We start from the raw sequence: 25,511 nt of genomic DNA, 5'->3' as shown, positions 1-25,511 counted from the left end.
TACCGAGATTGCCTGTGGAGTAGACAAACCCTCAGAAGTCATTCTGAGACTACGCTGAAACAGGAAATAAGCATCAGAGTAAAAACATCTAACGGTGTCTAACTTTGTCTAAGTCTTATAGAGCGGATTAACGATTATTTTACCCCGGTCATTCCCAAGTCCTACCCAAAGGTGAGGGTTGGGTGGAATTGCCCGCCACTATCGGTGAGAATGTGACTCAAGTCACAAAGAAACTCTATTTGGATCACTTGCCAGCACCCAAAATAATCACCTTCCTATCCTTATCAATGTCACCGCTGTTTTCGGGAAATAGGGAGATGATGTATATATCGAATTCAACCGTACTGCCATGAATCCCGTACAACTCCTCCCCGGCGCTATCTCTGAAATCCTCGCTTCTGTAAGCGACACAGGTGTTTTGACTCTAGCCGATCGCTACGGTTTGATGGCGGCCACCTTTGACGAGTCTCTGAATGAGGAAGAGAGAGGCTGTGTCAACCGCTTGCTACGGGCTGTCAGAAAAGGCAAAGTCAAAATCGTCAACGAATTTTCCGCAGCATTCTGATCGGGATTGACAATTTTGTTCGGAATCCAAAGTCACTCAACGGTAGATCCCAAGGACGGTGAAAATAGGCGGTAACTCCAGCAGCGGTAATTTGAATTCGATTGAAAGTTTTCTCCTGTGACTGAACAACGGTTTTTTTCTATAAGCAGCCTGTAAAGGTTGCTTTTTTTGTGACGTAGAGTTTAACGGTGCGGCCCAAAGATTACAAATTTTCTTGGATCATTCTATAACATTCATCTATAGTGGCTCTTTTTTCCATGGCTGTAACTAGAGATTCGTAGGCTAATTTATGGCTTTCGATGAGATTTTTGGCTTGGAGAGCACCCCAGTTTTGCTTGAGTTGAATTTCGGAACTTGGACGCCGGAGTTGTGTGAAAATTGCATTGATTTTAGTGCGGTCTTCTGCTCCGCCTTCAGCATTGCCATAGACAAAATTTTCAGCGACTATTCCCGCCATCCAAACGGCGCAGTATCGGTCTAAAAGTTGGGCGGAAAGTGTGCCATTTTGCAGTTGCAAGGCTAATTGTTCGTCTTCAAATCGAACGCCTCCTTGGGCGGATTGGCCTTGTTTAAATGCTTCCCAAGCGTTGAGGGCGTAGCCTGTGACGGGAATTCCTAATAGGTGCGCGACTAGGAAGTGTCCGGCTTCGTGATGGAGGATGCGATCGCGCCTTTGTTTGGAAGTGCCCGCGAGCAAGTCTAATAAAATTGTCCCGCCTTGACCTTGCCACTGGAAAGTGTCTAAGGTGGCGAGGCCCAAAAGACAAAAAGTGGCGATCGCCGGTACGGCCTCTGGCAAATTAAAAAGGGGTCCTAATAAGATTGAAACAGTGATGGCAAATATAGAAATAGCGATAATATTCACAGAAGTTTCTTTCATAAAATGGTTATTAGTTATGGGTGATTAGTTATGGGTTATTACTTATTAGTTATTTGTGCTTTATGATTATACCAAAAACCAGCAACTGAGTAGTGACTCATCTTTAGTTTGGTAGGTCGATCGCACTTTTGACCAAAATCGACACCAGCCGGATGGCGCACGGGAGGGGACTTGAGCTTAAAATCCTATATTCCAGTGTGATTGAAAATTACCGCTCCGATGCCACCTATCTTAAAAAAGATATTAAAATAAATCAAAGTCAAATAAAAGCATAATTGGAATCCTTCATGTCAGTTTTGGCAGCGATCGCAGTTTTAGGTATCCTCATTGTCGTTCACGAACTCGGCCACTTCCTGGCGGCGAGACTGCAACACATCCACGTCAACCGCTTTTCCATCGGTTTCGGCCCCATCCTGTGGAAATACCAAGGCCCAGAAACCGAATACGCCATCCGAGCCTTTCCCTTGGGAGGTTTCGTAGGTTTTCCCGATGACGATCCCGAAAGCACTATCCCCCCAAATGACCCGGATTTGCTCAAAAATCGGCCCGTGCTCGATCGGGCGATCGTCATTAGTGCAGGGGTAATTGCCAACTTAATTTTTGCTTACTTCCTGTTAGTAGTGCAATTTGGGACTGTCGGCCTCGCATCCATGGACTACCAACCAGGAGTTAAAGTCCCAGAAGTGGCGCTAGAAGTCAGTTCAGCCGCCGCCAAAGCCGGCATTAAATCGGGAGACATCGTTCTGTCTGTGGACGGTAAGGAATTGGGGGCTTCCAGCGAAGCCATCAAATCTTTAGTCGCGGAAATCCAAAATCATCCCAACCAACCCCTAGCCTTGGAAATTCAGCGTCAAGAACAGAAATTTGTAGTAACAGTAACTCCCGAATTAACCCCTGACGGTAAAGGTCGTATTGGGGTGCAGCTAACTTCCAATGGTACTGTGGTGCGGCAGCGAGTCGGAATAGTCGAGGCCTTAACTAAAGCCTCGGCTGAATTTGAGCGGATTGTGGTGCTGACTTTTCAAGGTTTCGGGCAATTATTGAGTAATTTCAGTCAGACTGCTGAAAAGTTGTCCGGGCCAGTAGCGATTGTGGCGGTGGGCGCAGGAATTGCGCGATCGGATGCAGCGAGTTTGTTTCAGTATGCTGTGCTAATTAGCATCAATTTGGCAGTGATTAATATCTTGCCTTTACCTGCTTTGGATGGCGGTCAGCTAGCTTTTCTGTTAATCGAAGGAATGCGCGGTAAACCTTTGCCAAACCGTATTCAGGAAAACGTGATGCAGACTGGTTTGGTGCTGTTGCTGGGTTTGGGAATTTTCTTGATTATTCGGGATACAGCTAATTTGGCTGGGATAGATTTTAGATTTTTAATGAAACAATAATTCTTAGTTGTTGGTTATTGGTTGTTGGGATCGAATAACCAATAACAAATAACCAATAACAAATAACAAATGATTAAAAAAATAAGTTTAAAAAAGCGATCGCTAGAAATTTTGAATCGCCTCAAATCCCTATATCCAGAGGCTCCTTGCACTCTCGATTACGAAACTCCCGTGCAGTTGCTGGTGGCTACTATTCTTTCGGCTCAATGCACCGATGCGCGAGTTAATCTGGTGACACCAGCTTTATTTGAGCGTTTTCCCGATGCAATTGCTTTGGGAAACGCGGATTTGCAGGAATTGGAGAATTTAGTGCGATCGACTGGTTTCTATCGGAACAAAGCTAAAAATATTAAAGGTGCTTGTTGGGCGATCGCCAATAAATTCAATAATCAAGTCCCGCAGACAATGGAATTGCTGTTAGAATTGCCGGGAGTTGCGCGCAAAACGGCCAATGTAGTTCTCGCTCACGCTTTTGGAATTCATATGGGCGTGACAGTCGATACTCATGTCAAGCGATTAAGCCAGCGCTTAGGCTTGACCAAACATCCAGATCCTGCAAGAATTGAGCGAGATTTGATGCTCTTGTTACCGCAGCCAGATTGGGAAAACTGGTCAATTCGGCTGGTGTATCATGGTCGGGCGGTTTGTAATGCCAGAAATCCAAGTTGTGATGTGTGTGAACTTGCTGATTTGTGTCCTTCTGCTAATGTTTCATAGCGTCAAAATTATCGATCGGTCTTCTCTCTTCCTCTGCGTTCTGGAGCGTTCTCTGCGGTTAAATTATTTAAATTCATCCAAAATGACCAAAACATAGTATAATACTAGATTGTGATTTATCTAAGGATATCAACAGATTATGGCTAAAAAGAGCATGGTCGAGCGCGAGAAAAAACGCCAAAGACTCGTAGACAAGTACGCTGACAAACGCGCAGACCTGAAAGACCAGTTCGACCAAGCTGCGAATCAGATGGATAAAATGGCGATTCACCGCGAACTACAAAAGCTACCCCGCAGCAGTTCCCGGACTCGCTTGCGTAACCGCTGCTGGGCGACTGGTCGTCCCAGAGGTTACTATCGTGACTTCGGGCTGTCTCGGAACACGATGCGAGAAATGGCTCATGAAGGTCTTTTGCCCGGTGTAGTTAAGTCTAGCTGGTAGTAGAAAGAACGAAGGAAGAAGGAAGAAGGAAGAAGGAAGAAGAAAGAAGGAAGAAGGAAGAAAGCCCTTCGACTCTTCGACTGCGCGAAGGGGTACGAAGAAGGAAGAAAAAACTCACAATCAATTTAATGGGCAAGATTGTGTTTTGGGTAGATTCTTGTTTCCTGATTCTGAGTTAAATTTTCCTCTTTCTTGCTTCATTGTCCGCAGCATTTATCGATGCCCAGACTTTCTAGTAATAAGTCGCTGACGGCATTGGCGATCGCAAATTCGCCGTAGAAGCTTTTAGAAAAATCATAGGCTTGCATTTCGGTGACGATCGCAATTACGAGACTGCCCACATCGTTTTCGCCTTCCATGCGTTGGCGGACATAGATTTGGGCTGCTCTTTTGGCTATTTGCTGGTTGGCAGCTTCTGGGATAAACTCAGAGTCCAGCCATGCGAGCAGTGTTTGTTGGAGCCATTCACCTTCCTGTTCTGGGTTTTTGGCTGGTGGTAAGGTGATGGGTGCGATCGATTCTGACATAGTTATTCCTAATTCCTAATTGCTAATGTTGGCGGTTAACGGTCAAGTGACAAACAACAGATAAATTTATGCAATATGATATACAGTCAATTATACAAGGATATGCCCAAGGCTATTTCCTGATGGCAAATGACGGTGAAGATAGTTTGGGCTGGTATTCCAGCAGCCAGCGGGCGCTGATTCCCCTAGATGGAAGCTTTACCTATCCTAAATCCCTCCGCCGTCAAATCAATCAAAATCGGTTTTCCGTGGCTGTAAACCGCGATTTTGGAGCGGTGGTTGAGGGTTGTGCCGATCGCGAAACTACCTGGATTTCTCAAGAACTAAAACAGATATATTGGGCTTTGTATCAGACCGGTTGGGCTTACAGCTTCGAGACTTGGTATGGTGACGAATTGGCTGGGGGAATTCTCGGATTGTCTATAGGCGGCGCTTTTATTGGCGAATCGATGTTTTATCGAATTCCAGAGGGTTCTAAGGTAGCGATGGTGAAATTGGTTGAGAGATTGCGCGATCGATATTATCTACTATTCGATGCTCAAATGAACAATCCTCACCTCGAAAGATTCGGGGCTTATACTGTCAAAGAAAAGCAGTACAATGCTCTCTTGGAAGAAGCTTTGAAACGCAAGTGTTCGCTGTTGTAAATCGCAAATTCCTCGTTCTTCAGCCTGGCTTGGGAACGAAGAATTTTGCAAGCCGATTCACTACTTACCCATAAATATCATCATCTATGAGCTGTTAGTTACTAGCCAGGAGCCAGTATTTAGGTAAGAAAAATTAGGTTTGACATCCACCTAAAACTAGCTACAAAAACTGGAAATCTGAACCATTAATCGCCAAAACAAAAGGACTTGCTGTTTCAAATGAACCAGTCAGATCGAAGTTGTTATTATTCAACACGATTCCCAAAATCTGCCCATTACTGCGGTTACGAATCACCATATCGTTGACAAGTCCGTCATTGTCATAAGCAATCAGATTCTCGTCAGTAAACAGCAAACTTAATTCAGTTAAGCCATCGGTGAGACCAAGGCGATCGCCCTGGTCAAAATTAAAATCAGTAATCACATCAGCTTGAGCAACACTAAATGGTTCATCATTGCTTTTGAGCACAAATATATCACTACCAGGGCCACCAGTCAAGACATCAACACCGCGATCGCCCACGAGGAAATCATTACCTTCATTGCCCTCTAAATCATCATCTCCTTGCCCACCTCGCAGTAGATCGTTGCCACGGCTCCCAAACAAAACATCGTTACCGGCATCACCTCTAATGACATCATTACCCTCATTTCCATCAAGTCTATCGTTACCCTTGCCACCGTAAATAATGTCATTGCCGGGACCACCTGCGATGACATCATTGCCGTTATTTCCTAATAGTCGTTCGTTGCTATCCAAGGAACCTAAAATCGTATCGTTCCCATCTAATCCCCAGACTCCCCACGTAAAAGCAGACAAATCTCCCTCTGTTACATTGATATCATCGTCCGTAGCAAATCCCAAAAAACGTGGTCCCCCCCCAGCGGACACAGGAAATCCTGTTAGATCTCCGAGTAGATTGTTAATCGTTAAAACCATGGATATCTCCTTTTCAAAATGCTGATTATCCTATTATATTTTAAAATTTGCAGAGACGCTCTCAATTTGAGTAAAATTTATTTTGGAACTTTTTGGTGTAAAACCAGTCAAGCGCAACTTGCTTGCCTATTTGCCATTTCCCAGATCAAATATATTGACTAGGGCAGCTAATATTTAGCACGTATCAAGTGTTTAGCACATATAATAAGCTTAACAGGCAATGTGCTAACAACGTTAATGTAACCCTGTAACGTCGAGAGGGAAAGGTTGTTTGTCAAGAAAAGTCAAAGTTTATGGGCCCGATCGCCCTGGGAAAATAGCCAGTTTTCGATTCCCAGACAAAAGCTTTATAAACAGGCTGTAATTTCTTCACAAATCCTTAAATTCCGGCTCACCAAGATTATTATTGGCAAAATTCACTGTTTTCAGGTGTTTTACTCATGTCTACTCCTAAATCCTCATCTCGTCAAAGCAGCAATAACTCCGCCAAGTCACTCATGCCCGCAAATATAGACTCCACCGATCAAGATAATCACAGTTTGCAAAGCGAAGTTAATATGGAACAGCTACTGCAAGCTTTGGCTGCTGGAGTACCGAATGAATCTGCCGAAATTGAACGGTTGAAAACATGGAAACAAGACTTGCAGTGGGTGTTTCAATTTCTCGGCAACCGTCGCGTTTTAATAGCAGTAATCGAGCCGAGGACTTTTGCCCTGCGGTATGCTAACGCAGCTTTCTGTCGTTTGGCTGGCTGGGAAGGAACACCCCTGGGAAATGGGCCACTAGGCGGTTTGTTTGCAGGAATGGGTATTACTTTGCTCGAACTATTCGAGGAGTGGGACACCAAAACAGCGGAAAAATTATACCGCCGCCATCTTTTGCACTGGGTATTTAAACAATCTTATCAAATTGACCTCGCAGCTTTGCGAGTCCTCGACGAACCAGTGATGGCTACTGTAAAAAATCGGGTACACCCTGAACCAAGATTTGTCGAATTTTGGCTGGGTTCGGAACAGTTGCAAATTGCAAGAATTGACCCAAAGATAGATGAATTTGCGGATTTACATTTGAATTTAATGCCAGTAAACGAACGGGAAGCTTGGTTGATGCAGTCGAATCAATTGGCGATTTTAGGCGATCGCTTACAGTTGGATAATTATCAAGTAGAAGGTTTACTGGTACTCGAAGGTTTTGATGTCACCATACAGGAACAAATTCGGCGGCTGACGCAGTTATTAATCGATCGCGATTCCATGCTGCGCCCCGACAAATTTGAAAGAATAGATGGTTGTTTACGATCGCTATTTAATGCAGACGGCACTTTGCTGCTGCGCCCTGACGGCGAACAGGTACAGATATTAGTCGCTAAAGGCGGCCAACATTTGCAGCCCGTAGTTTATTCAATGGACTCCCTAGAATCTTCTCATTTTTTGAAAGCAACGGCGGCAAATCAAGTTTGGAATGTCCCCGATTTACGCCGAGAATGCGATACCGAATGCGATCGGGCTTTGCGAAAAATGGGCGTGCGATCGATGCTACTGGTACCCCTAGTGGTCAAAACTGTCACCCGCGAGGGCTGCGTGCAGCGAATTTTGGGCCTAGTAGGGATGTTGTGCGATCGGCCCAACCACTTCAACCGCATTGACTCCCAGCACGCCCAAGAACTCATTCCCGCCTTCATAGCAGCCCTGCGGCAAGCCATGCAGCAACGGTTTAGCCACATCCACAACATCCACCCCTCCGTCGAATGGCGCTTCATCCAAGAAGCAGAAAGACGAAGTTGGGGACTACCACAGGAAACAATAGTATTTTCTGAAGTTTATCCACTGTTTGGAATTTCCGATATTCGTGGTTCTAGCGAGGAGCGGAATCGAGCCATTCAAACTGATTTACTAGAACAATTTCGCTTAGCTTTAGACATAGTTGATGTCGTTTGTGAAACACAAACTACTCACCTCGGTCAGCAACTACGCCTCGATTTACTAGACTATATTGAGCATTTAAAAGAAAAAATAACAGTTGATATGGAGGTGCGAGCAGCGGAGTATTTGAACGAACATTTAGAAGTATATTTTGACTATTTTTTGCAGTGCGGGCCGAAAGTTCAGGACGCAGTGGAAGCTTACCGAGCAGCTTGTGAAAACGAACACAACTGCGTTTACTGCGATCGCACTCGCTACGACGAAATGCTACATTTAATTACTAGCGAACTCCAAGAAACTTGGACACGCTGGCAAGACCGAATGCAGAAAATTCTCCCCCACTACTGCGACATAGAATGTACCGACGGCATGGATCACATGATTTATGTTGGCAAATCTATAGATAGCAGATTCAGTCAGTTTCATCTCCACAGTTTGCGTTACGAACAACTACGAGCAATTTGCGACTGCGGGCGCACCGTATTTCGCCTGCAAGCAGATTCGCAAATTAATATGGAACTCGCACATTTAGTCTTAGTACAGAATACCACTATCGACATTTTTCACAACGAAAATACAGAAAAAATGTTTGATGTCAAAGGCACCCGCGACATCCGCTACGAACTTGTCAAAAAGCGCATCGAAAAAGCCGTTGACAAAGACGCCCAAGAGCGAATTACCCAGTCAGGAATGTTGACTATAGTTTATTCAACCGAAGACGAATGGGAAGAGTACCAGCAATATTTGCGCTACTTGTCTCGCGAAGGTTGGGTAGAGGCAAAAATTCAAACAGGGATGGTGGAATCGCTGCAAGGAGTCAGCGGTTTAAAATTTGCCCGCGTCCGTATTTTGCCGGAACCCCAATCAATTGTTCATATCAGTGAAGTTACGGTTGTCCAAGATTGAAAATATGCCATTTAAACAGCAATTCCGGTAAAGACCCTGGATGGTGTATGGGGGTCTCATCTAGGGGCAACCGGGTGTGGGATTGCCCCTACAAAAGTTAGTGCTATCTATTATTTGTGACTTAGGGCATAAAAAAAGGCGATCTATATCACATAAATATTAAAGAAATTAGCGATACTCTAGGTAAAATATAATCCTATATTACTTTAAATAAATCTATGCAAATTATTTCAAAATACCAAATTAATTCTAATATCAATGAAGGTGCAGAAACAATTATCTATCGCGCCCATACAATTCTAGACCAGACTTCCATAATTATCAAAATCCTCAAAGCCGAATATCCCACACTCGATGCCATTACTCGCCTCAAACACGAATATCAAATCCGCAAAGATTTAGACAACGAACAAATTGTCAAAGCCATGAGTATCCAAACCTTTGACAATCGATTAGGACTGGTTTTAGAGGACTTTGGTGGCGAATCTCTCGGACAAGTGATCGAAAGAGAAACGCTGAGTGTGCGAGCAATTTTAGACACCGCCATCCAAATCGTCAAAGCCTTAGCATTCCTGCACCAAAATCACATTATTCACAAAGACATCAAACCCAGCAACATCATAATCAACTCCCAAACCAAACAAGTCAAACTCACCGACTTCGGCATTGCTACTAAACTCAACAAAGAAAACCCGCAATTTAACAATCCCAACTCCGTCGAAGGCACATTAGCTTATATGTCTCCCGAACAAACCGGGAGAATGAACCGCACCCTCGACTACCGCACCGACTTTTATTCCCTCGGAATTACCCTGTATGAAATGCTCACAGGTAGTTTGCCTTTTACCAGCAGTGACCCGTTAGAAATAGTCTACAGCCACATTGCAATTCAAGCAATTTCGCCACATCAAATCAACTCAGAAATTCCCCCGTCAGCCTCAGATATCGTGATGAAGTTAATGGCAAAAAACGCCGAATCAAGATATCAAAGTGCAGCGGGATTGTTAGCAGATTTAGAAATTTGTTTGCAGCAGTTAGAAACAACAGGAAAAATAGCAGATTTTCATCCAGGTCGCTTAGATATTCTCAGCCAATTGTTAATTCCCCAAAAATTGTATGGTAGACAACAACAAGTCAACGAACTATTGGCAGCATTTGAACGTGTAGGGGCGGTTTCACCCGAATCTTTGCCACCCAACCCAAATACTGAAAAACCCGCCCTCACCAACCAAAAAAACCTTTCAATCGAATCTTTATCACCCAACCAAAACACCGAAAAATCTGCCCATTCCCAAAGCGAATTAATGCTAGTATCTGGTTATTCTGGCATCGGCAAATCTGCCGTCGTCAACGAAGTTGGCAAACCCATTACCAAGGCAAAAGGTTACTTCATCAGCGGCAAGTTTGACCAATTCAAACGCAACATTCCTTATGCCTCATTAATTCAAGCATTTAACTCCCTGCTGCGCCAGTTGCTAACCGAAAACGCTGCTTCTATAGAAACATGGCGCACCAAAATTTTAACAGCTTTAGGCACAGACGGCAAAGTAATTGCCGATGTAATTCCTGAAGTTGAATTAATCGCTGGAAAACAGCCCAATGTGCCAGAACTGGGCCGTGTAGAATCGCAAAATCGCTTTAATCGCGTATTCAAAGAATTTATTCGCGTTTTTGCCCAAAAAGAACACCCGCTAGTCATCTTTTTAGACGATTTGCAGTGGGCAGATTCAGCAACATTAAAGTTAATGCAAACACTGATAACTGACCCCGACCAACAATCTTTATTGCTAATCGGTGCTTATCGAGATAACGAAGTCAGTCCGACTCACCCGTTAATTCAAACTGTAGAAGAAATTGAAAAAACAGGGACGGTTGTCAACAATATCGTACTGCAACCACTGGATTTGGACAATGTAACTGAATTAGTTGCTGAAACACTTAACAACATCACAGAAAAAGTCGGAAATCTAGCAGAATTAATTTGTAATAAAACTGGCGGTAATCCTTTTTTCTTGACGCAACTACTCCAAGCACTTTATCAAGACAATCTTTTGAAATTCGACTTTAGTCTCTTGGAAGGTAAAGGAGGTTGGAATTGGAGTATCGATGAAATTCAAGCCATTGGAATTACCGATAAAAGCGTTGTGGAACTGGTAGCTAGTCGCATTGAAAAGCTCCCCGCAGCCACGCAAGAAGTGTTGAAATTAGCAGCTTGCGTGGGGGATAAATTTGCTCTGGATGTGCTGTCACTGGTCAGCGAAGAGTCAGCTAATGCTACAGCCACTGAACTTTATTCAGCCTTGCAAGCTGGGTTAATTCTGCCTTTGAGCGATGCTTATCGCATTCCTTTAGTTTTCGACAAATCGGAATCAATCAATCTCAAATTAGATACTTCACGGGTTAGTTACAGATTTTTACATGACCGTGTTCAGCAAGCCGCATATTCGCTAATTCCCGAAGATAAAAAGCAATCCACCCATTTAAAAATCGGTCAATTGCTGTTACAGAATACTCCAGCACAAAAGCTAGAAGAAAACATCTTTGATATTGTCAATCAATTGAATGTCGGAATTGATACGATTAGCCAGCCAGCAGACAAGACGCAGTTAGCAAAATTAAATTTAACTGCTGGACGCAAAGCAAAGGCGGCTAATGCTTATGAAGCGGCTGTGAGGTATTTGCGGGTGGCGATGGAATTATTGCCAGCGGATTGTTGGCAGAGTCAGTATGACTTAACGTTAGCAATTTACGAGTCAACGGCAGAAGCTGAATACTTAAACATCAACTATGAAGATTCAAAAAAACTGGTCGATATCGTCCTAAAACACGCGAAAACTATCCTGGAAAAAGTCAATGTTTATGAACTTCAGATTCAGTCTTTTAACGCTCAAAATAGACTTACAGAAGCATTAAATACTGGACTGGAAGTGCTGAAACTGTTAGGCATTGCTTTTCCTCAAAACCCCAGCCTGTTCAATATTGTAGCGGGATTAATCGATACAAAACTTAGCTTGGGATTGAAACGAATTGAGGATTTAGCTAACTTGCCAGAAATGACAGATCCCGATCGACAAGCAGCCATGCGGATTTTATCAGGGATTCTCAGCACTGCTATTCAAGCCCAGCCCCGACTGGTACCGCTGCTGGCATTTACCATGCTCAAGCTGTGTATTAAATACGGCAACTCGCCTTATGCAAGTATTGCCTACGTTTATTATGGCGTAGTTATGTCCAAGCTAGGGGAGATTAGTTTGGCATACCAATTCGGCCAACTGTCAATTACGATGTTAGACAAATTTCCATCCCGTTCGCTCAAAACTAGAGTTTATGCAATATTTAGTTGTTTTATCAAACATTGGAAATCGGATCTAAACTCAGTATCTGGCTATCTTATGGAAGGTTTTCAAACAGGAATGGAAACTGGGGAATTAGAATATGCAGGTTATGCTATAAGCGAATACTGCAATTACAAACTATTGATGGGAGAGCCTCTAGAGTTGGTTGAACAGGAGAGTGGTAAATATGTGAAATTAATGGATAAACTAAAATTAGAAATCGCTGTACAGTGTATAAGTATATGGAGGCAGACAGGCTTAAATTTCGGCGGAAAAGCTGTCGAATCATGTTATTTAGTCGGCGATAACTTTAATGAAGTCGAAACGCTCCCCGCTTTAATAAAAGCTAAAAATTTTCTTTTAGTTTGTTTGATTTATAACGCCAAAGCTCAGCTTAATTTTTTCTTCAAAAACTACGCCCAAGCCTTGGATAATTCGAGGTTGTTTGAGAAACATGAAGAAGCAGCCGCCGGATTTTATGTAGTTTCTCTCAGTAAGTTCTACTACTCTCTCACTCTCCTCTCTTTGTATCCCCAAGGTGATAAATGGGAGCAAAAACAATATTTAAAAAAAGTGGTAGACAACCAAAAAAAGATGCAAAAATGGGCATTTCATGCTCCGATGAATTATCAACACAAATACGACTTGGTGGCAGCGGAAAAAGCGCGAGTGTTGGGGCAGAATACCGAAGCAATGGATTTGTACGATCGCGCAATTGCTGGCGCAGCCAAAAACGGTTATATTCAAGAAGAGGCCTTAGCCTATGAATTAGCTGGAGAATTCTATCAATCTCTGGGGAAACAGATAGTTGCTCAAGCATATTTGACGAAAGCTTATTACGGTTATATCCGCTGGGGAGCTCTCGCGAAAGTTAAACACTTAGAGTCAATACATTCTTTCTTAGTAGCACAAACGCGGGTGGCAGAAACTCCAACTCTCGATGTCACGCGCACTACCACTGGAAGCACTACCAGCAATGGTTTGGGCGATTTCTTAGACGTGGCTACTTTTATTAAGTCTTCGCAAGCGATTAACAGTGAAATAGTTCTCGAAAAATTGTTGACAAAATTAATTAATATCCTTTTAGAAAATGCGGCGGCTCAAAAAGTCGTGCTGTTGCTGCTTAAAGGCGATGGACTCTGCATTGAAGCAGTAGGTAATTCTACAGATAGCACGGCAACTGTTTTACAATCTATGCCCTTGGAAAACAGTAAAGATTTGCCAATTTCTGTGATTAACTATGTTTTTCGCAGTCAACAGCCTCTGGTATTGGAGAATGGGACTGTTGCTGAATTTTTTCAGGCAGATGTCTATATTAGAGAATTTCAAATTAAATCAATTCTGTGTTTGCCAATTATTTATCAATCCCATCTGCAAGGGATTATTTATCTAGAAAATAAGTTAACAGCCGGAGCTTTTACCACCGACAGGGTAGAAGTTTTAAAGGTTTTAGTTACTCAAGTTGCTATTGCGATTGAGAATGCTAGTTTGTACGCTCGCGAGCAAGAAAAGTCCCAACAGTTAGAAAAGTCTTTTGTGGAACTGCAACAGGCACAGTTGCAACTAATTCAAGGTGAAAAAATGTCTTCTCTGGGCAATTTAGTTGCAGGTGTCGCCCACGAAATTAACAATCCGGTTGGTTTTATTGCGGGGAATATTACCGAAGCTACTAGGGCTGTTGGCGATTTAATTAGCCATTTACAACTGTATCGGGAAGAAGTGGTTATTCCTAGTTCAAAAATTGCAGACGATGCTGAGGATATCGATTTAGAGTATCTTATAGAAGATTTACCGAAAATGCTGGGGTCGATGAAAGTTGGGTGCGATCGCATTCGCAATATTAGCACATCTCTCCGCACCTTTTCCCGTGCGGATACCAGCCAAAAAGTATCGGCAGATATCCATGAAGGGATTGACAGCACTTTAATGATTTTACAGCATCGCTTAAAAGCTAATCCCGACCGTCCCCTGATTCAAGTGGTTAAGGAGTATGGAAATCTCCCAAAAGTTAAGTGTTATTTGGGACAGTTGAATCAGGTGTTTATGAATATTCTGGCAAACGCGATCGACTGTTTTGAAGAAGCAAATAAAGGTCGGAGTTTTGATGAGATTGAACTCGCTCCTAATATCATTACTATCAAAACTCAAATTGATGACGAGCATCAAATAGTTGTCATTAAGATTGGAGATAATGGCAGGGGAATTTCTGAGGAAGTTGTAGCGCGGATTTTTGACCATTTATTCACGACTAAAGGTGTTGGAAAGGGTACGGGGTTGGGTTTATCTATCAGTCGTCAAATTGTGGAAGAAACCCACGGTGGCAAACTGACTTGTGATTCGGTAGTGGGGGAAGGGACAGAATTTGCGATCGCCCTACAGTTGGATTAAGGGAATTGGCGTGTTTTTCAACCCGGAGATCCCCCCTAACCCCCCTTAATAAGGGGGGGACAAGAGCATTCTCTTTCGTCCCCCTTTTTAAGGGGGATTTAGGGGGATCTCTGGGGCAATCAAACACGCAATTGGCGGTTGAAACCGCGTCTACACGAACGAAGTCTGCCTCCGCAGACTAAGAGTGATTAACATATATTTAAAAATTTGTCAATGTCTAATTATCTGGGAAAAAGTCCGCTGTTTACAGTCTAGATTCGGCAGTATGCAGTTACATTGTTAGCTAAATGTCATAAGTGTATTTGATAGGAGTTTTGCCAGTGAACGCTGCCGAACAAGCTAAAAATATTGAACTTACGAGCAAAATTGCTGCGGTTGTTAATTTATTCAAATCGGAATTCCCGGATGTGAAAGTCGATTTGAAACCTTGGATGAATGACGCAGATACTAGAGAACTTGTCGATCCCGATTCCATTGACATTGGCTTTCATTTTCCAGGTAGAAGTCGCTTGTTACAAAGCCGCAGCATCCTGATTCAAATCCGATTTTACCAAGATCCGGTAGAAGGATCTCGGCGGGCGATCGGAGTTGAAGCAGCCGGCTACGATCATACTGGTCAACAGTGGCGTTTTTCTACTGTGGAAAATTGGAGTTTTCTGGGCCAAACCGAACCTGCTGCGGAGTCGGCGCAAAAACTCAAACATTTTTGCCAGGAGATATTTAATCTCTTTAATCCATCTTTTTGAGGACTAAATTCCTGACTACAAACCTGGTTTTTGAGGACTAAAGTCCTGACTAAGAACAGGTTAGTAGCAAGGATTTTAGTCCTTGCTATTATCGCAATTGTCGATCGCCCGACAGCCAATAGCATAAACTGATTTGTAAGTGGTAGAACGCTTGCCAAATAAAGTATAGCGATTATCCCGCACTTGTTCGTAAACGCGATCGCCCATCCACTTCATCCCCGGCATGGCACGGTAAGCAGCCACAAATACCTCACCTCCGGGTAATATTCGCCCGATTTCCTCCGCCGCATCGCTACCTTGCCAACGCCGTTGAGGTGTGTCACTATCTATCAAAATCATCCCCATTTCGCAGTCAGCCGAAGTTATCCCAAAATCCTCTAATTCCTGTAAATCTTGCATAGGAATATACTCAAATATCTGACCTCGATCTAAGTTTTCCAGTAGCTGCACTAAGGTGACGCAGAGATTGCAATTGCCGTCGTAAATTACATGATATTTCATAGAAATTGGGAATGGGTAATTGGGAATTTGGAATTAGTTAAGTGACTAATGACTGCTAACTATAGGAATCTCGATCGCAAATTCGGTTCCTTGACCGGGCGCTGAATAGCAATGCAACTGTCCGCCGTGCTTTTCCACCACAATTTGATAACTAATCGACAGCCCCAAACCAGTCCCTTTTCCCGGTGCTTTTGTCGTGAAAAAAGGATCGAACAGCCTTTGGTGAACTGCTGCTGGAATTCCTGGCCCGTTGTCAGCAATCCGAATTACAATATGAGTGGGATTGCGGCTAGAAGCATCATAAACAACATTGTCTCTCTCCATCAACACGTCCGGTTCATACTTTACTTCCGTACAAATCCGCAACGTTGGCGAAGGACAAGAAGGAATAAATGAATTCACATCCTCAGCCCACTGCCCAGTTTCCATAGCTTCTTCCAAAGCATCAATGGCATTGCCAATAATATTCATAAATACCTGATTCAATTGCCCAGCATAACACTGTACGCAAGGCAAATCGCCGTATTCTTTGACTAGCAAAATTTTAGGATGTCCCGGCGTTTCTTTCAGCCTATGCTGCAAAATCAACAAACTGCTGTCAATACCTTCATGAATATCTACGTGCTTTTGTCCTGCTTCATCCAACCGTGAAAAATTTTTCAGCGAGAGTACAATTTGGCGAATTCGCTCAGCTCCCATTTTCATCGAATTTAAGAGCTTTGGCAAATCTTGAAGCATAAAATTTAAATCGATATCATCTATCTCTTCTCGAATTGCTTCGGTGGGTTCCGGGTATTCTTTCTGATAAAGTAGCAGCATTTTCAACAAGTCTTGAAAGTAATCGTCAGCGTGCATGACATTGCCGTAAATAAAGCTGACTGGATTGTTAATTTCGTGAGCTACTCCGGCTACCAATTGCCCCAAGCTGACCATTTTTTCATTTTGCACCATCAGGCTTTGAGTTTGCTGCACATCCCGCAGAGCCTTGGCCAGTTCTTGATTTTTAGTCCTCAATTCACTTTCAGAAAGTCGCACTGCTTCTTCGGCTTTTTTTCTAGCAGTAATATTTTTGCGAATAGCTACATATTGATGGGGTTCTCCTTTGGCGTTTAAGCAAGGTACAATGGTAGTATCTAACCAAAAATATGTGCCATCTTTAGCTCGATTTTTCATCTCTCCCCGCCAAACATTGCCCTGGCGAATGGTTGACCAAAGCTGCTTGAAAAAATCGGCAGAATGATAGCTAGAATTGACCAGTCGGTGAGTTTTGCCAATCAGTTCTTCTCGATGGTATTTAAAGAGTTCGCAAAATTGGTCGTTGACATAAGTAATAGCGCCGAACTCGTCGGTATTCGAGACGATCGCAGATTGATCCAAGGCAAATTTTTCAAATTCTAGTTCTTGGAGGGTTTGCCACAATTCCGCTTCGGCTTGTTTGCGATCGCTAATATCAGTAATCATCCGCAAAACCCCAGAAAATTCGCCGTTGACATCAAACATCGGTGTCGCAGAGACGATCGCCCACAAGTGAGAGCCATCTTTGCGAGTAAACTGAAAATCGTGGCGTTCCCGGATACCTTGGCGTCGTCGCTGCACGTAAATATTGGCAATTTCCTTAGTATTGTCGTCAATAAATTCAAAGAGCGATCGCCCCTGAATTTCCTCCACTGTATACCCTAGCATTTCTGCCATCCGAGAATTCGCAAAAGTCGTTTTGCTTTCTGAGTCGAACATCCAAACGCCCTCGGAAGCAGTCTCCACAATGCAGCGGTAATAACTCTCCCTCTCCCTGAGTATTTCTTCTGTCTGTCTGCGATCTGTAATATCCAAAATTACCCCGTCAAAACAAACCACTCCCAACTGCGAATTAGGGATTTGGCCAGGGTAGGAAACTAAGGAATCCCGAAATTTTTCTGGTGCTTTTAACTCGGCATTTTTACCATTTTCTATTTCTGTTTTTAAATCTAATTCCCTTGGTATTTCCTGGGAATTAGATACCAAATTCGCCTCTTTTACTTGGCAATAAACAGGTTTGCCTTTTTCATAAACCCAGCTAATACCCCCGTCATGTCTGACAATCCGGTATTCCAGGATGTAGGGAGTTTTAGATACCACACTTTGCAGCAACAAAGCTTCGACATTCTTGCGGTCTTGAGGATGAATAATGCTAGCAAAATCACGGACGCGATCGTTAACAAAATCCGAGGCGGGATAGCCTGATATTTCTTGAATCGCCTCGCTCAAAAAAGCCATCCTCCGTTTACCAGCCGTGGGGCCGCTCAAGTCCCAGATACAACGGTAGATAGCACCAGGAATATTAGCTACTAAAGTTTTATATGTTTCTTCACTGTTTAACAAAAATGAATCTGCTTCACTAGGAGTTGCGCCATCCGTAACTTTAGATGAATTTGAGTAAATTTGCATATTTTTTTACGCTGGTGAGTGCGGGTTGAAATATTAAAGTAGATGGCCCATAAAAAGTGAATTTGATTAAGACAAGAATTCCTTATTAATTAATATAGTATATAATTTGTTGTTTAAACATTCAGAAAATTTGATAGCCGCTAATAGGGAAATGTATAGAGTCGGAAATACAGTGGAGGCTAGGGTTTGGGATAAACAGAGGTTTTGGCACGGGATCGATCGTCTGAGACTGGTAGCAGCGGGAAGACAGGGGTGGGGATCGAGGCAAAAACAGCGATCGACCTAACTTTAGCCTCAGTCTTCCTGATTTTTTGCTTCTGTGAAAATTCATAACTTGTATTGGGTTTAATTACCTCTATCGGGAGGGGGAAGCAGCAATAATCAAAATTATCTCCTCTCTTCCACTCCCCCTCTTTTTCACTCCCCCCCTCTCCCACTCCCCATCTCGTTACAATAAATAAGTTGCCCAGAATCGATCGCCCCTCAAAACACCATGACTCAACAACAACCCCGGATTTGCATTCTTGGCGGAGGCTTCGGCGGACTCTACACGGCCCTGCGTTTAAGTCAGTTACCCTTCCCCAAAGCCGAAAAACCCGAAATCGTCCTAGTCGATCGCCGCGATCGATTCCTGTTCGTGCCCCTGCTGTACGAACTCCTAACCAACGAACTACAAAGTTGGGAAATTGCCCCACCCTTTACCGAACTATTAGAAAACACAGGGGTGCGCTTTTGTCAAGGCACTGTCTGTGGCATCGACTTAGAAACAAAACGAGTCCAATTACACAACGGCCCAGAATTTGCGTGCGATCGCCTCGTGTTAGCTTTAGGAGGTGAAACCCCTCTAGATATGGTCAATGGTGCAGTTGAGTATGCTTATTCATTTCGCACACTCAAGGACGCTTACCGACTAGAAGAAAGACTGCGATTTTTAGAAGCCAAAAATACCGACAAAATTCGGGTGGCGATCGTCGGTGCCGGTTATTCTGGAGTAGAATTGGCTTGCAAACTAGCCGATCGACTCGGAGAAAAAGGTCGCGTGCGGTTAGTCGAACAAAGCGACATGATTTTGCGGACATCGCCGGAGTTCAACCGAGACGCAGCCACAAAAGCCTTAGAAAAACGACAAGTTTGGACCGACTTAGAAACCAGCGTAGACTCGATCGGATCAGACAGAATTTCCTTAATGTACAAAGGACAATTAGATATTCTGCCAGTAGACATAGTATTGTGGACAGTAGGAACTCAAGTTAGTCAAGCAGTGCGATCGCTCCCTCTCAAACAAAACCAACGCGGTCAACTAATCACTACCCCCACATTGCAAATAGTCGATCGTCCAGACATATTTGCCCTAGGAGATATAGCCGAATGTCACGACGCCAGCGGCCAAAAACTTCCCACTACAGCCCAAGTAGCCTTCCAGCAAGCTGACTACACAGCCTGGAACATCTGGGCTTCCCTCACCGGTCGGCCTTTACTTCCTTTCCGGTATCAGCCGCTAGGAGAAATGATGACATTAGGAATAGACAACGCCACCATGGCAGGTTTAGGAATTCAACTCGACGGACAACTAGCCCACATTGCTCGCCGCTTAGCCTATCTCTATCGAATGCCAACCTTTGACCATCAAGTAAAAGTTGGTTTCAATTGGATTAGCAGACCGATTCAAGATTTGTTAAAAACTTAATGGTTAATTGCTAATTATTAATTTTTGACAATTAACTGTATTCATTAGTCCGCGTAGGCGGACTTTGTTTGTATAGTAGCGGTTTCAACCGCCGAAGTATCTAACAACCAACAACCAACAACCAACAACCAATAACAAATAACAAATGACAAAAGTAATTTTTTTAGATGCCGCCGGTACACTATTTGACGTGCGCGGTAGCGTCGGCGAAGTCTACGGAAAATTTTCCCGCCGTTGGGGAATAACTGTTTCTAACGAAGAGTTAAATACAGCATTTTTCCAAAGTTTTGCCAACTCAACTCCGATGGCATTTCCCGGAAGAGAATCAGCCAAAATTCCCCAACTAGAATTTGAATGGTGGCAAGCAGTTTGCGCTAACGCTTTTCAAATAGCAGGCGTTTTCAATCAATTCTCAGACTTTCCAAAGTTCTTTGCCGAACTGTACGCTCATTTTGCCACCGCCGAACCTTGGTTTGTCTATCCCGATGTGTTACCTGCATTAAATAGGTGGCAGCAACAAGGAATAGAATTAGCCGTAGTCTCGAATTTTGATTCACGACTTTATGCCGTATTAAAAGCACTAAATTTAGCAGAATATTTCACATCAGTGACCATTTCCACCGAAGTTGGTGCGGCCAAACCAGACTCGAAAATTTTCACTACCGCTTTGCAAAAACACCACTGCATTGCTGAAAATGTTGTGCATATCGGCGATAGTTTCAAAGCAGATTATTGCGGTGCTATAAATGCTGGCTTAAAATCAATTTGGTTGAATCGAAAACCAGAAGCATTAGAGCTAGTAAAACAACGTTTGACCGAAACAAAAGTAGAGGAATTTTCCCGTTTAGATTTGATTGATTATTAGTTGATGTGACTAATTAATATCAATTCCTATCTTCATCGGAATTATTCATTTCTCTCTGATATCTCTGTGTTCTCTGTGTTCTCTGTGGTTAAATCATTCCGATGCAACCGGAAACGGTATAACAGCCCGCAAGCTAATTAGTTATTAGTTATTTGTTAGTCATAAATAACTAATAACTAATAACAAACAACAAATAACCAATAACAAATAACCAAGTTAAAAAAGATGAGAAAGAAACTTATAAATCAAACGAAATATCGCTGTTGCAGCGATCGCACCTAAAGCCCCCAACCACCCCACAAACAACACGCCCATGATAGTAGCACCAGGATAAATCACAGTTGCCGCCGATCGCAAAGCCGGGAAAAACACCAACAAAGCCAGAGTACCAGCGCCAATAGTCAACATCTCAGTTACTTCGAGCGTTCGGCGATATTGACCATAAATCAGCCCCCCCAGAATCATCCCCAACAATCCCATACTCAGCCCAGGAGAGGGCAGCAAACTCGTCAGGGCGATCGCCAGCAACCCTCCCTCAAAACCCGTAAACGCCGCCCCCGACAACACCTCCCAGATCGAAAAAGACCCTCTCGGCGAAGGTTGCAAGCCTCCCGGAGGAGTCCCAGGAATTACCGTAGGAGGCAGAGGCTGCGGTGCGATCCCAGGGGGCTGCGGAGTCCCTATCGGAGGCGGTGCCACGACGACTGTAGACTGTTGAGAATGTGGTTGAGGCCCCGACTTGAGAGCCACTTCCACCTGGGCCGCAGATTGAAAACGCTGGCTGGGAGCTGATAACAACATTCGATCGAGAACTTGAGCCAAACGCGAGTTAATCTGCACCCGCGAACGCCAATTCCACTCATTTCTGTAACTATCAAACAGCTCCGTCGGCTGCAAACCACTCAACAAAGTAATGCAAGTCACACCCAAAGCATACAAATCCGTTGCCGGATAAACCTCTTGGCCATTCATTTGTTCTGGGGGAGCATAACCCAAAGAATAAATCCCAGTAGAAGCTTTAGCACTTCCAGCACTTTGCGTTACCTGTTTAACCGCCCCAAAATCTAATAGATAAAGCCTACCATTTTTCCCCCGCATAATATTAGCAGGTTTAATATCCCGGTGAATCGAACCGCGAGAGTGAACAAAATCGAGAACCTTCAAAATTTCCCGCAATACTTCCACCGTTTCCGATTCCGAAAACTTGCCTTTTACAGCCAGTTCCTGCTCCAAATTTTCACCATCAATAAATTCTTGAACCAGATAGAAAAACTGATCGGTTTTCCCCGCCTGCAAACTGGGAACAGTCAACTCAAAAAAAGCCAGCAGACTCGGAATTTGCGGGTGTTCGTTGCCCAGTTCTTCCAAAACCGCCGCTTCCCGTTCAAACAGATTCTGAGCGATTGTTAGTTGTGCCGGAGTCAGACTCACCGACGGTTGCAACAGTTTAGCAACGCACTGACGCATCGCCGGAGTATAGCGATCGCGAGCCAGAAAGGCAGCCCCAAAACCCCCTTGACCCAAAAGCCTGACCGGCAAATAGCGGCCGCTCAGAATCAGGGGCATTCCACAGGTTTTGCAATACCTTTGCTGCACAGTTTTCAGCAGCGAACTGTCATCGAGATCGGGAAAATAGTTTTGAGGGCGCGGACATCCTGGGCGCGTGCAGTAAACTTCCATTATCAATTTTAGATTTGAGACAAAAGAATTGAAGAATCGACCCTTAGCTATTCAACCTCATGGTGAGGAGAAGCATTCTCACTACCAAATCAGACCGGGATAGACACAACAATCTAATAGACATCGACCATATTTATTGTGCAACAGACCAGAAAGCCTGTTCAAGACTTACTTTTTTAAAGAAGTCTAATCAACAGTCGCGCCTTTAAATTGTATACTTAAATCCTTGGGGAAAAAAAGTAAAATTCAATCCCCCTCTCCCTTTGTACCCCTGTGTCCCTCCCAAATCAACAAACACTTGAGATGGCTACCCGCCACCCATCGCGCCCCAGTCCACAGATTAACTACCCGCCGAGTTGGGAGATAGAATCTCTCTAGGATCGAACTCAAAGCCGGGAGATTCTTTTATCTCCTTGATACCAGAATAAGTAGCAAAGGAAGGCAAAATTTCATTACTGAAAGCCTCGGCAGCTTTAGAACGATAGCGGTTCGGGTTGCAAATCAGCGACAAAACCCTAGTCACCACCACTTCCTCCATTTGAGATTTGTGCAAAACACCCATCAGCAACTCTTTTTCGATCGCCGAAACCGACACAAATGCAGCACCCAACCCCGACTGCACGGCATTTTTAATCGCCTCGATGGAATTGAGTTCCATCTCAATTTTCAGGCGGCGAGTATCAATGCCGCTGCGAGACAACACCTGATCGATAACTTTGCGGATAGTAGACTGGGAATCCAGGGAAATAAACTGCAATTTGTAAAGGTCTTCCTTTTGGATGGTTTCTTGTTGTACCATCGGGTGAGACGGAGGGAGAATCAGAGCCAATTCGTCCTCAGCATAAGGAACAACATCCAAAGCCTCCAGAAGTTCCGTAGGAATTTCTCCACCCACAATCGCCAAATCGATTTGTCCGTTAGCCACACTCCAAGCAGTACGACGAGTCGAGTGAACGTGAAGTTGTACCGCCACATCCGGGTATTTTTGCCGAAACATCCCGATCATCCGAGGTAGCAAATAAGTCCCAGTAGTTTGAGATGCCCCCACAATCAAGGTGCCACCTTGAAGATTTTGCAAGTCTTCCAGAGCTCGACAAGTTTCTTGACAAAGCGATAAAATTTTCTCGCCGTAACTCAGCAGCAGGTGTCCCGCTTCCGTGAGTTGAGCCCTACGCCCCCCTCTATCGAACAGCGGCACGTCCAACTGTCTCTCTAAGTTTTGCACCTGCAAGCTAACTGCTGGCTGGGATACATAGAGGCTGTCAGCGGCGCGTTTGAAGCTACCTTCAGAAGCGATCGCCTTGAGAATACGTAACTGGTCTAAAGTGAAAGGAAGGTCAGACATATATCTAATTGTCAGTGGTCAGTTGACGGTTGTCAGTTGTCAGTTGACGGTTGTCAGTTGACGGTTGACGGTTGACGGTTGACTGCCATCAGCAAACAGCGAACAGTCAACAGCGAACAGTCAACAGCGAACAGTCAACAGCAAACAGCAAACAGCAAACAGCGAACAGCGAACAGCGAACAGTCAACTGTCAACCGTCAACCGTCAACTGACCACTGAATGCTCCCATAGATACTTTGTGACACAAATTGGCCACGAATCAATAACTTTTCTTAATATTTACATTGACATCCTCCCCGGCGTGAACGCATGGGGATTCCCAAACCTTACGATTTAGGTTTCTGCTTCTGTCCCTGACGGGGTTTCGCACCAGCCTTCACAGATTTACTCTGTTCGGGTCTTACGGTCGCTCCACAGACTGCAACGGCAAGCCCTGCCGCCAAAATGTTCTTTGCTGCATTGATGTCTCGGTCATGGTGCGTCCCGCAATTAGGACAATCCCATTCCCGGATATTCAACGGCATCTTTTCAACGATGTGGCCACAATTGCCACATCGTTTTGAACTCGGAAACCATCGGTCAATCTTGATTAAAGTACGGCCGTACCACTTGCACTTGTATTCAAGTTGTCTGACCAATTCACCCCAACTTGCATCACTGATAGCTAGGGCGAGTTTCCGATTTTTAACCATGTTTTTCACAGCTAAGTCCTCAATGGCAATTGTTTGGTTTTCGCGCACCAGTTGAGTGGTTAGTTTGTGAAGGTTATCTTTTCTTGCATCAGTAATTTCTTGATGCACTCTCGCTACTTTGAGTCGTGCTTTGTGGCGGTTGTTAGACCCTTTTTGCTTTCGGCTTAAAGATTTCTGCGCTCTCCTGAGTTTTCGATACTTTGCCTTAAATCCTTTGGGATTGGTAATTTTTTCACCAGTGTCCAGAGTGAGTAAACTCGCAATTCCTAAGTCAATGCCAACTTGATTGTCGCAGGAGGGTAACGTCTTAATCTCAACATCTACCAAGAGAGAGACTGACCACCTACCAGACGGTGCAAGCTTCACACTTAAGGTTGATGGTGTCGCACCGCTCGGCAGTGTTCGACTCCAGCGAATAGGCAGTGCTTGCGCGCACTTTGCTAAGTAGACTTGTCCGTTTTTAAACTTAAAAGCAGATTTGGTAAACTCTGCGCTACCGCCATTCCGCTTTTTCTTAAAATTGGGGTATTTCGCTCGCCCATCAAAGAAGTTAGTATAAGCTGTTTGCAGGTGTCGCAAACATTGCTGCAATGGCACGCAGCTAACTTCATTAAGAAAATCCAGTTCTTCCGTTTTCTGACCTTCGGTTAACATACTAGAAGTTTCAGCATAGCCGATTCTCTTTTGATCTTCATACCATCCTTGGGTCCTTGCGACTAAAGCACGGTTATAGACCAAACGGGTACAGCCCAGTGTGCGTCGCAACAAACTTTCTTGTTCTGGCGTTGGGTAGAATCGATAGCTGAAGGCTTTTAGTGTCATGCTCACCTTGAGCGCGTTACTTTCACACTCTAGCAAGTCCCGTGTGAAATAGCAGGTTTTAACAAAACTTCAAGTAAAGCCGTCCTAAAAGGACG

The 25,511-nt window shown here is 44.0% G+C and carries 18 protein-coding genes; 10 read left to right on the top strand and 8 right to left on the bottom strand.

Annotated elements, in window-relative coordinates; genetic code table 11:
- Positions 1-349 precede the first annotated feature (349 nt).
- Positions 350-565 carry a hypothetical protein gene (locus ACBR23_RS19385; RefSeq protein ID WP_341732576.1) on the top strand — a complete coding sequence of 72 codons (216 nt, stop codon included), beginning with the start codon at positions 350-352 and terminating at the stop codon, positions 563-565.
- 202 nt (positions 566-767) lie between these two features.
- Here ACBR23_RS19385 and ACBR23_RS19380 read toward each other — a convergent pair whose 3' ends face one another.
- The gene (locus ACBR23_RS19380; RefSeq protein ID WP_371120505.1) at positions 768-1,445 is read right to left on the bottom strand and encodes an ATP-dependent Zn protease; all 678 of its coding nucleotides are present in this window, start codon (positions 1,443-1,445) and stop codon (positions 768-770) included.
- 287 nt (positions 1,446-1,732) lie between these two features.
- Between ACBR23_RS19380 and rseP the strand changes: the two genes are divergently transcribed.
- The 3 genes from rseP (at position 1,733) to rpsN (ending at position 3,989) form a co-directional block, all read left to right on the top strand.
- Positions 1,733-2,830, top strand: coding sequence for an RIP metalloprotease RseP (gene rseP / locus ACBR23_RS19375; protein WP_371120506.1), 1,098 nt, complete (start codon positions 1,733-1,735; stop codon positions 2,828-2,830).
- Positions 2,831-2,899: 69 nt separating this feature from the next.
- Entirely contained in the window at positions 2,900-3,547 is a 648-nt protein-coding gene (gene nth / locus ACBR23_RS19370) for an endonuclease III (protein ID WP_371120507.1), read from the top strand.
- Between the two features lie 139 nt (positions 3,548-3,686).
- Positions 3,687-3,989 (top strand): 30S ribosomal protein S14, encoded by a 303-nt coding sequence (rpsN, locus tag ACBR23_RS19365; protein ID WP_341738125.1) that lies wholly within the window; start codon positions 3,687-3,689, stop codon positions 3,987-3,989.
- Between the two features lie 197 nt (positions 3,990-4,186).
- Here the strand turns inward: rpsN and ACBR23_RS19360 are convergent, their stop codons facing one another.
- Positions 4,187-4,516 (bottom strand): hypothetical protein, encoded by a 330-nt coding sequence (locus tag ACBR23_RS19360; RefSeq protein ID WP_340518710.1) that lies wholly within the window; start codon positions 4,514-4,516, stop codon positions 4,187-4,189.
- Between the two features lie 68 nt (positions 4,517-4,584).
- Here ACBR23_RS19360 and aat point away from each other — a divergent pair, with 68 nt between their 5' ends.
- The gene (aat, locus tag ACBR23_RS19355; protein ID WP_371120508.1) at positions 4,585-5,163 is read left to right on the top strand and encodes a leucyl/phenylalanyl-tRNA--protein transferase; all 579 of its coding nucleotides are present in this window, start codon (positions 4,585-4,587) and stop codon (positions 5,161-5,163) included.
- A gap of 160 nt (positions 5,164-5,323) precedes the next feature.
- On the opposite strand, the gene ACBR23_RS19350 is transcribed toward aat, so the two are convergent.
- Positions 5,324-6,103 (bottom strand): calcium-binding protein, encoded by a 780-nt coding sequence (locus tag ACBR23_RS19350; protein WP_371120509.1) that lies wholly within the window; start codon positions 6,101-6,103, stop codon positions 5,324-5,326.
- Between the two features lie 440 nt (positions 6,104-6,543).
- Here ACBR23_RS19350 and ACBR23_RS19345 point away from each other — a divergent pair, with 440 nt between their 5' ends.
- The 3 genes from ACBR23_RS19345 (at position 6,544) to ACBR23_RS19335 (ending at position 15,400) form a co-directional block, all read left to right on the top strand.
- Positions 6,544-8,931: a GAF domain-containing protein gene (locus tag ACBR23_RS19345; RefSeq protein ID WP_371120510.1), complete on the top strand. Its 2,388-nt coding sequence runs from the start codon at positions 6,544-6,546 to the stop codon at positions 8,929-8,931.
- 218 nt (positions 8,932-9,149) lie between these two features.
- Positions 9,150-14,654: an AAA family ATPase gene (locus ACBR23_RS19340; RefSeq protein ID WP_371120511.1), complete on the top strand. Its 5,505-nt coding sequence runs from the start codon at positions 9,150-9,152 to the stop codon at positions 14,652-14,654.
- Positions 14,655-14,974: 320 nt separating this feature from the next.
- On the top strand, positions 14,975-15,400 hold the full coding sequence (locus ACBR23_RS19335; RefSeq protein ID WP_340518706.1) for a hypothetical protein: 426 nt from the start codon (positions 14,975-14,977) through the stop codon (positions 15,398-15,400).
- Positions 15,401-15,475: 75 nt separating this feature from the next.
- Here ACBR23_RS19335 and ACBR23_RS19330 read toward each other — a convergent pair whose 3' ends face one another.
- Positions 15,476-15,901 carry a thiol-disulfide oxidoreductase DCC family protein gene (locus ACBR23_RS19330; RefSeq protein ID WP_371117690.1) on the bottom strand — a complete coding sequence of 142 codons (426 nt, stop codon included), beginning with the start codon at positions 15,899-15,901 and terminating at the stop codon, positions 15,476-15,478.
- A gap of 45 nt (positions 15,902-15,946) precedes the next feature.
- Positions 15,947-18,325 carry a PAS domain S-box protein gene (locus ACBR23_RS19325; protein ID WP_371120512.1) on the bottom strand — a complete coding sequence of 793 codons (2,379 nt, stop codon included), beginning with the start codon at positions 18,323-18,325 and terminating at the stop codon, positions 15,947-15,949.
- Between the two features lie 493 nt (positions 18,326-18,818).
- Here ACBR23_RS19325 and ACBR23_RS19320 point away from each other — a divergent pair, with 493 nt between their 5' ends.
- Positions 18,819-20,012: an NAD(P)/FAD-dependent oxidoreductase gene (locus ACBR23_RS19320; RefSeq protein WP_371120513.1), complete on the top strand. Its 1,194-nt coding sequence runs from the start codon at positions 18,819-18,821 to the stop codon at positions 20,010-20,012.
- A gap of 145 nt (positions 20,013-20,157) precedes the next feature.
- Complete coding sequence (locus tag ACBR23_RS19315; protein ID WP_371120514.1) at positions 20,158-20,877, top strand: HAD-IA family hydrolase; 720 nt, start codon at positions 20,158-20,160, stop codon at positions 20,875-20,877.
- Positions 20,878-21,093: 216 nt separating this feature from the next.
- On the opposite strand, the gene ACBR23_RS19310 is transcribed toward ACBR23_RS19315, so the two are convergent.
- From ACBR23_RS19310 to ACBR23_RS19300, 3 genes are all read right to left on the bottom strand, one after another.
- Complete coding sequence (locus ACBR23_RS19310; RefSeq protein WP_371120515.1) at positions 21,094-22,557, bottom strand: protein kinase; 1,464 nt, start codon at positions 22,555-22,557, stop codon at positions 21,094-21,096.
- Between the two features lie 340 nt (positions 22,558-22,897).
- Complete coding sequence (locus ACBR23_RS19305) at positions 22,898-23,902, bottom strand: LysR family transcriptional regulator (protein WP_371117695.1); 1,005 nt, start codon at positions 23,900-23,902, stop codon at positions 22,898-22,900.
- Positions 23,903-24,228: 326 nt separating this feature from the next.
- The gene (locus ACBR23_RS19300; protein WP_341738137.1) at positions 24,229-25,416 is read right to left on the bottom strand and encodes an RNA-guided endonuclease TnpB family protein; all 1,188 of its coding nucleotides are present in this window, start codon (positions 25,414-25,416) and stop codon (positions 24,229-24,231) included.
- Positions 25,417-25,511: the final 95 nt, after the last annotated feature.

It is taken from the genome of Microcoleus sp., from assembly GCF_041354475.1.
GTDB lineage: Bacteria > Cyanobacteriota > Cyanobacteriia > Cyanobacteriales > Microcoleaceae > Microcoleus.
The sequence above is the reverse complement of the archived record's forward strand: the minus strand, read 5'-3'. Positions and strand labels throughout refer to the sequence as shown.

Bases quoted from the DNA above. Each gene is read 5' to 3' on its own strand.
- ACBR23_RS19385 (WP_341732576.1), top strand. From the start codon at position 350: ATGAATCCCGTACAACTCCTCCCCGGCGCTATCTCTGAAATCCTCGCT.
- ACBR23_RS19380 (WP_371120505.1), bottom strand. From the start codon at position 1,445: ATGAAAGAAACTTCTGTGAATATTATCGCTATTTCTATATTTGCCATC.
- rseP (WP_371120506.1), top strand. From the start codon at position 1,733: ATGTCAGTTTTGGCAGCGATCGCAGTTTTAGGTATCCTCATTGTCGTT.
- nth (WP_371120507.1), top strand. From the start codon at position 2,900: ATGATTAAAAAAATAAGTTTAAAAAAGCGATCGCTAGAAATTTTGAAT.
- rpsN (WP_341738125.1), top strand. From the start codon at position 3,687: ATGGCTAAAAAGAGCATGGTCGAGCGCGAGAAAAAACGCCAAAGACTC.
- ACBR23_RS19360 (WP_340518710.1), bottom strand. From the start codon at position 4,516: ATGTCAGAATCGATCGCACCCATCACCTTACCACCAGCCAAAAACCCA.
- aat (WP_371120508.1), top strand. From the start codon at position 4,585: ATGCAATATGATATACAGTCAATTATACAAGGATATGCCCAAGGCTAT.
- ACBR23_RS19350 (WP_371120509.1), bottom strand. From the start codon at position 6,103: ATGGTTTTAACGATTAACAATCTACTCGGAGATCTAACAGGATTTCCT.
- ACBR23_RS19345 (WP_371120510.1), top strand. From the start codon at position 6,544: ATGTCTACTCCTAAATCCTCATCTCGTCAAAGCAGCAATAACTCCGCC.
- ACBR23_RS19340 (WP_371120511.1), top strand. From the start codon at position 9,150: ATGCAAATTATTTCAAAATACCAAATTAATTCTAATATCAATGAAGGT.
- ACBR23_RS19330 (WP_371117690.1), bottom strand. From the start codon at position 15,901: ATGAAATATCATGTAATTTACGACGGCAATTGCAATCTCTGCGTCACC.
- ACBR23_RS19325 (WP_371120512.1), bottom strand. From the start codon at position 18,325: ATGCAAATTTACTCAAATTCATCTAAAGTTACGGATGGCGCAACTCCT.
- ACBR23_RS19320 (WP_371120513.1), top strand. From the start codon at position 18,819: ATGACTCAACAACAACCCCGGATTTGCATTCTTGGCGGAGGCTTCGGC.
- ACBR23_RS19315 (WP_371120514.1), top strand. From the start codon at position 20,158: ATGACAAAAGTAATTTTTTTAGATGCCGCCGGTACACTATTTGACGTG.
- ACBR23_RS19310 (WP_371120515.1), bottom strand. From the start codon at position 22,557: ATGGAAGTTTACTGCACGCGCCCAGGATGTCCGCGCCCTCAAAACTAT.
- ACBR23_RS19305 (WP_371117695.1), bottom strand. From the start codon at position 23,902: ATGTCTGACCTTCCTTTCACTTTAGACCAGTTACGTATTCTCAAGGCG.
- ACBR23_RS19300 (WP_341738137.1), bottom strand. From the start codon at position 25,416: ATGACACTAAAAGCCTTCAGCTATCGATTCTACCCAACGCCAGAACAA.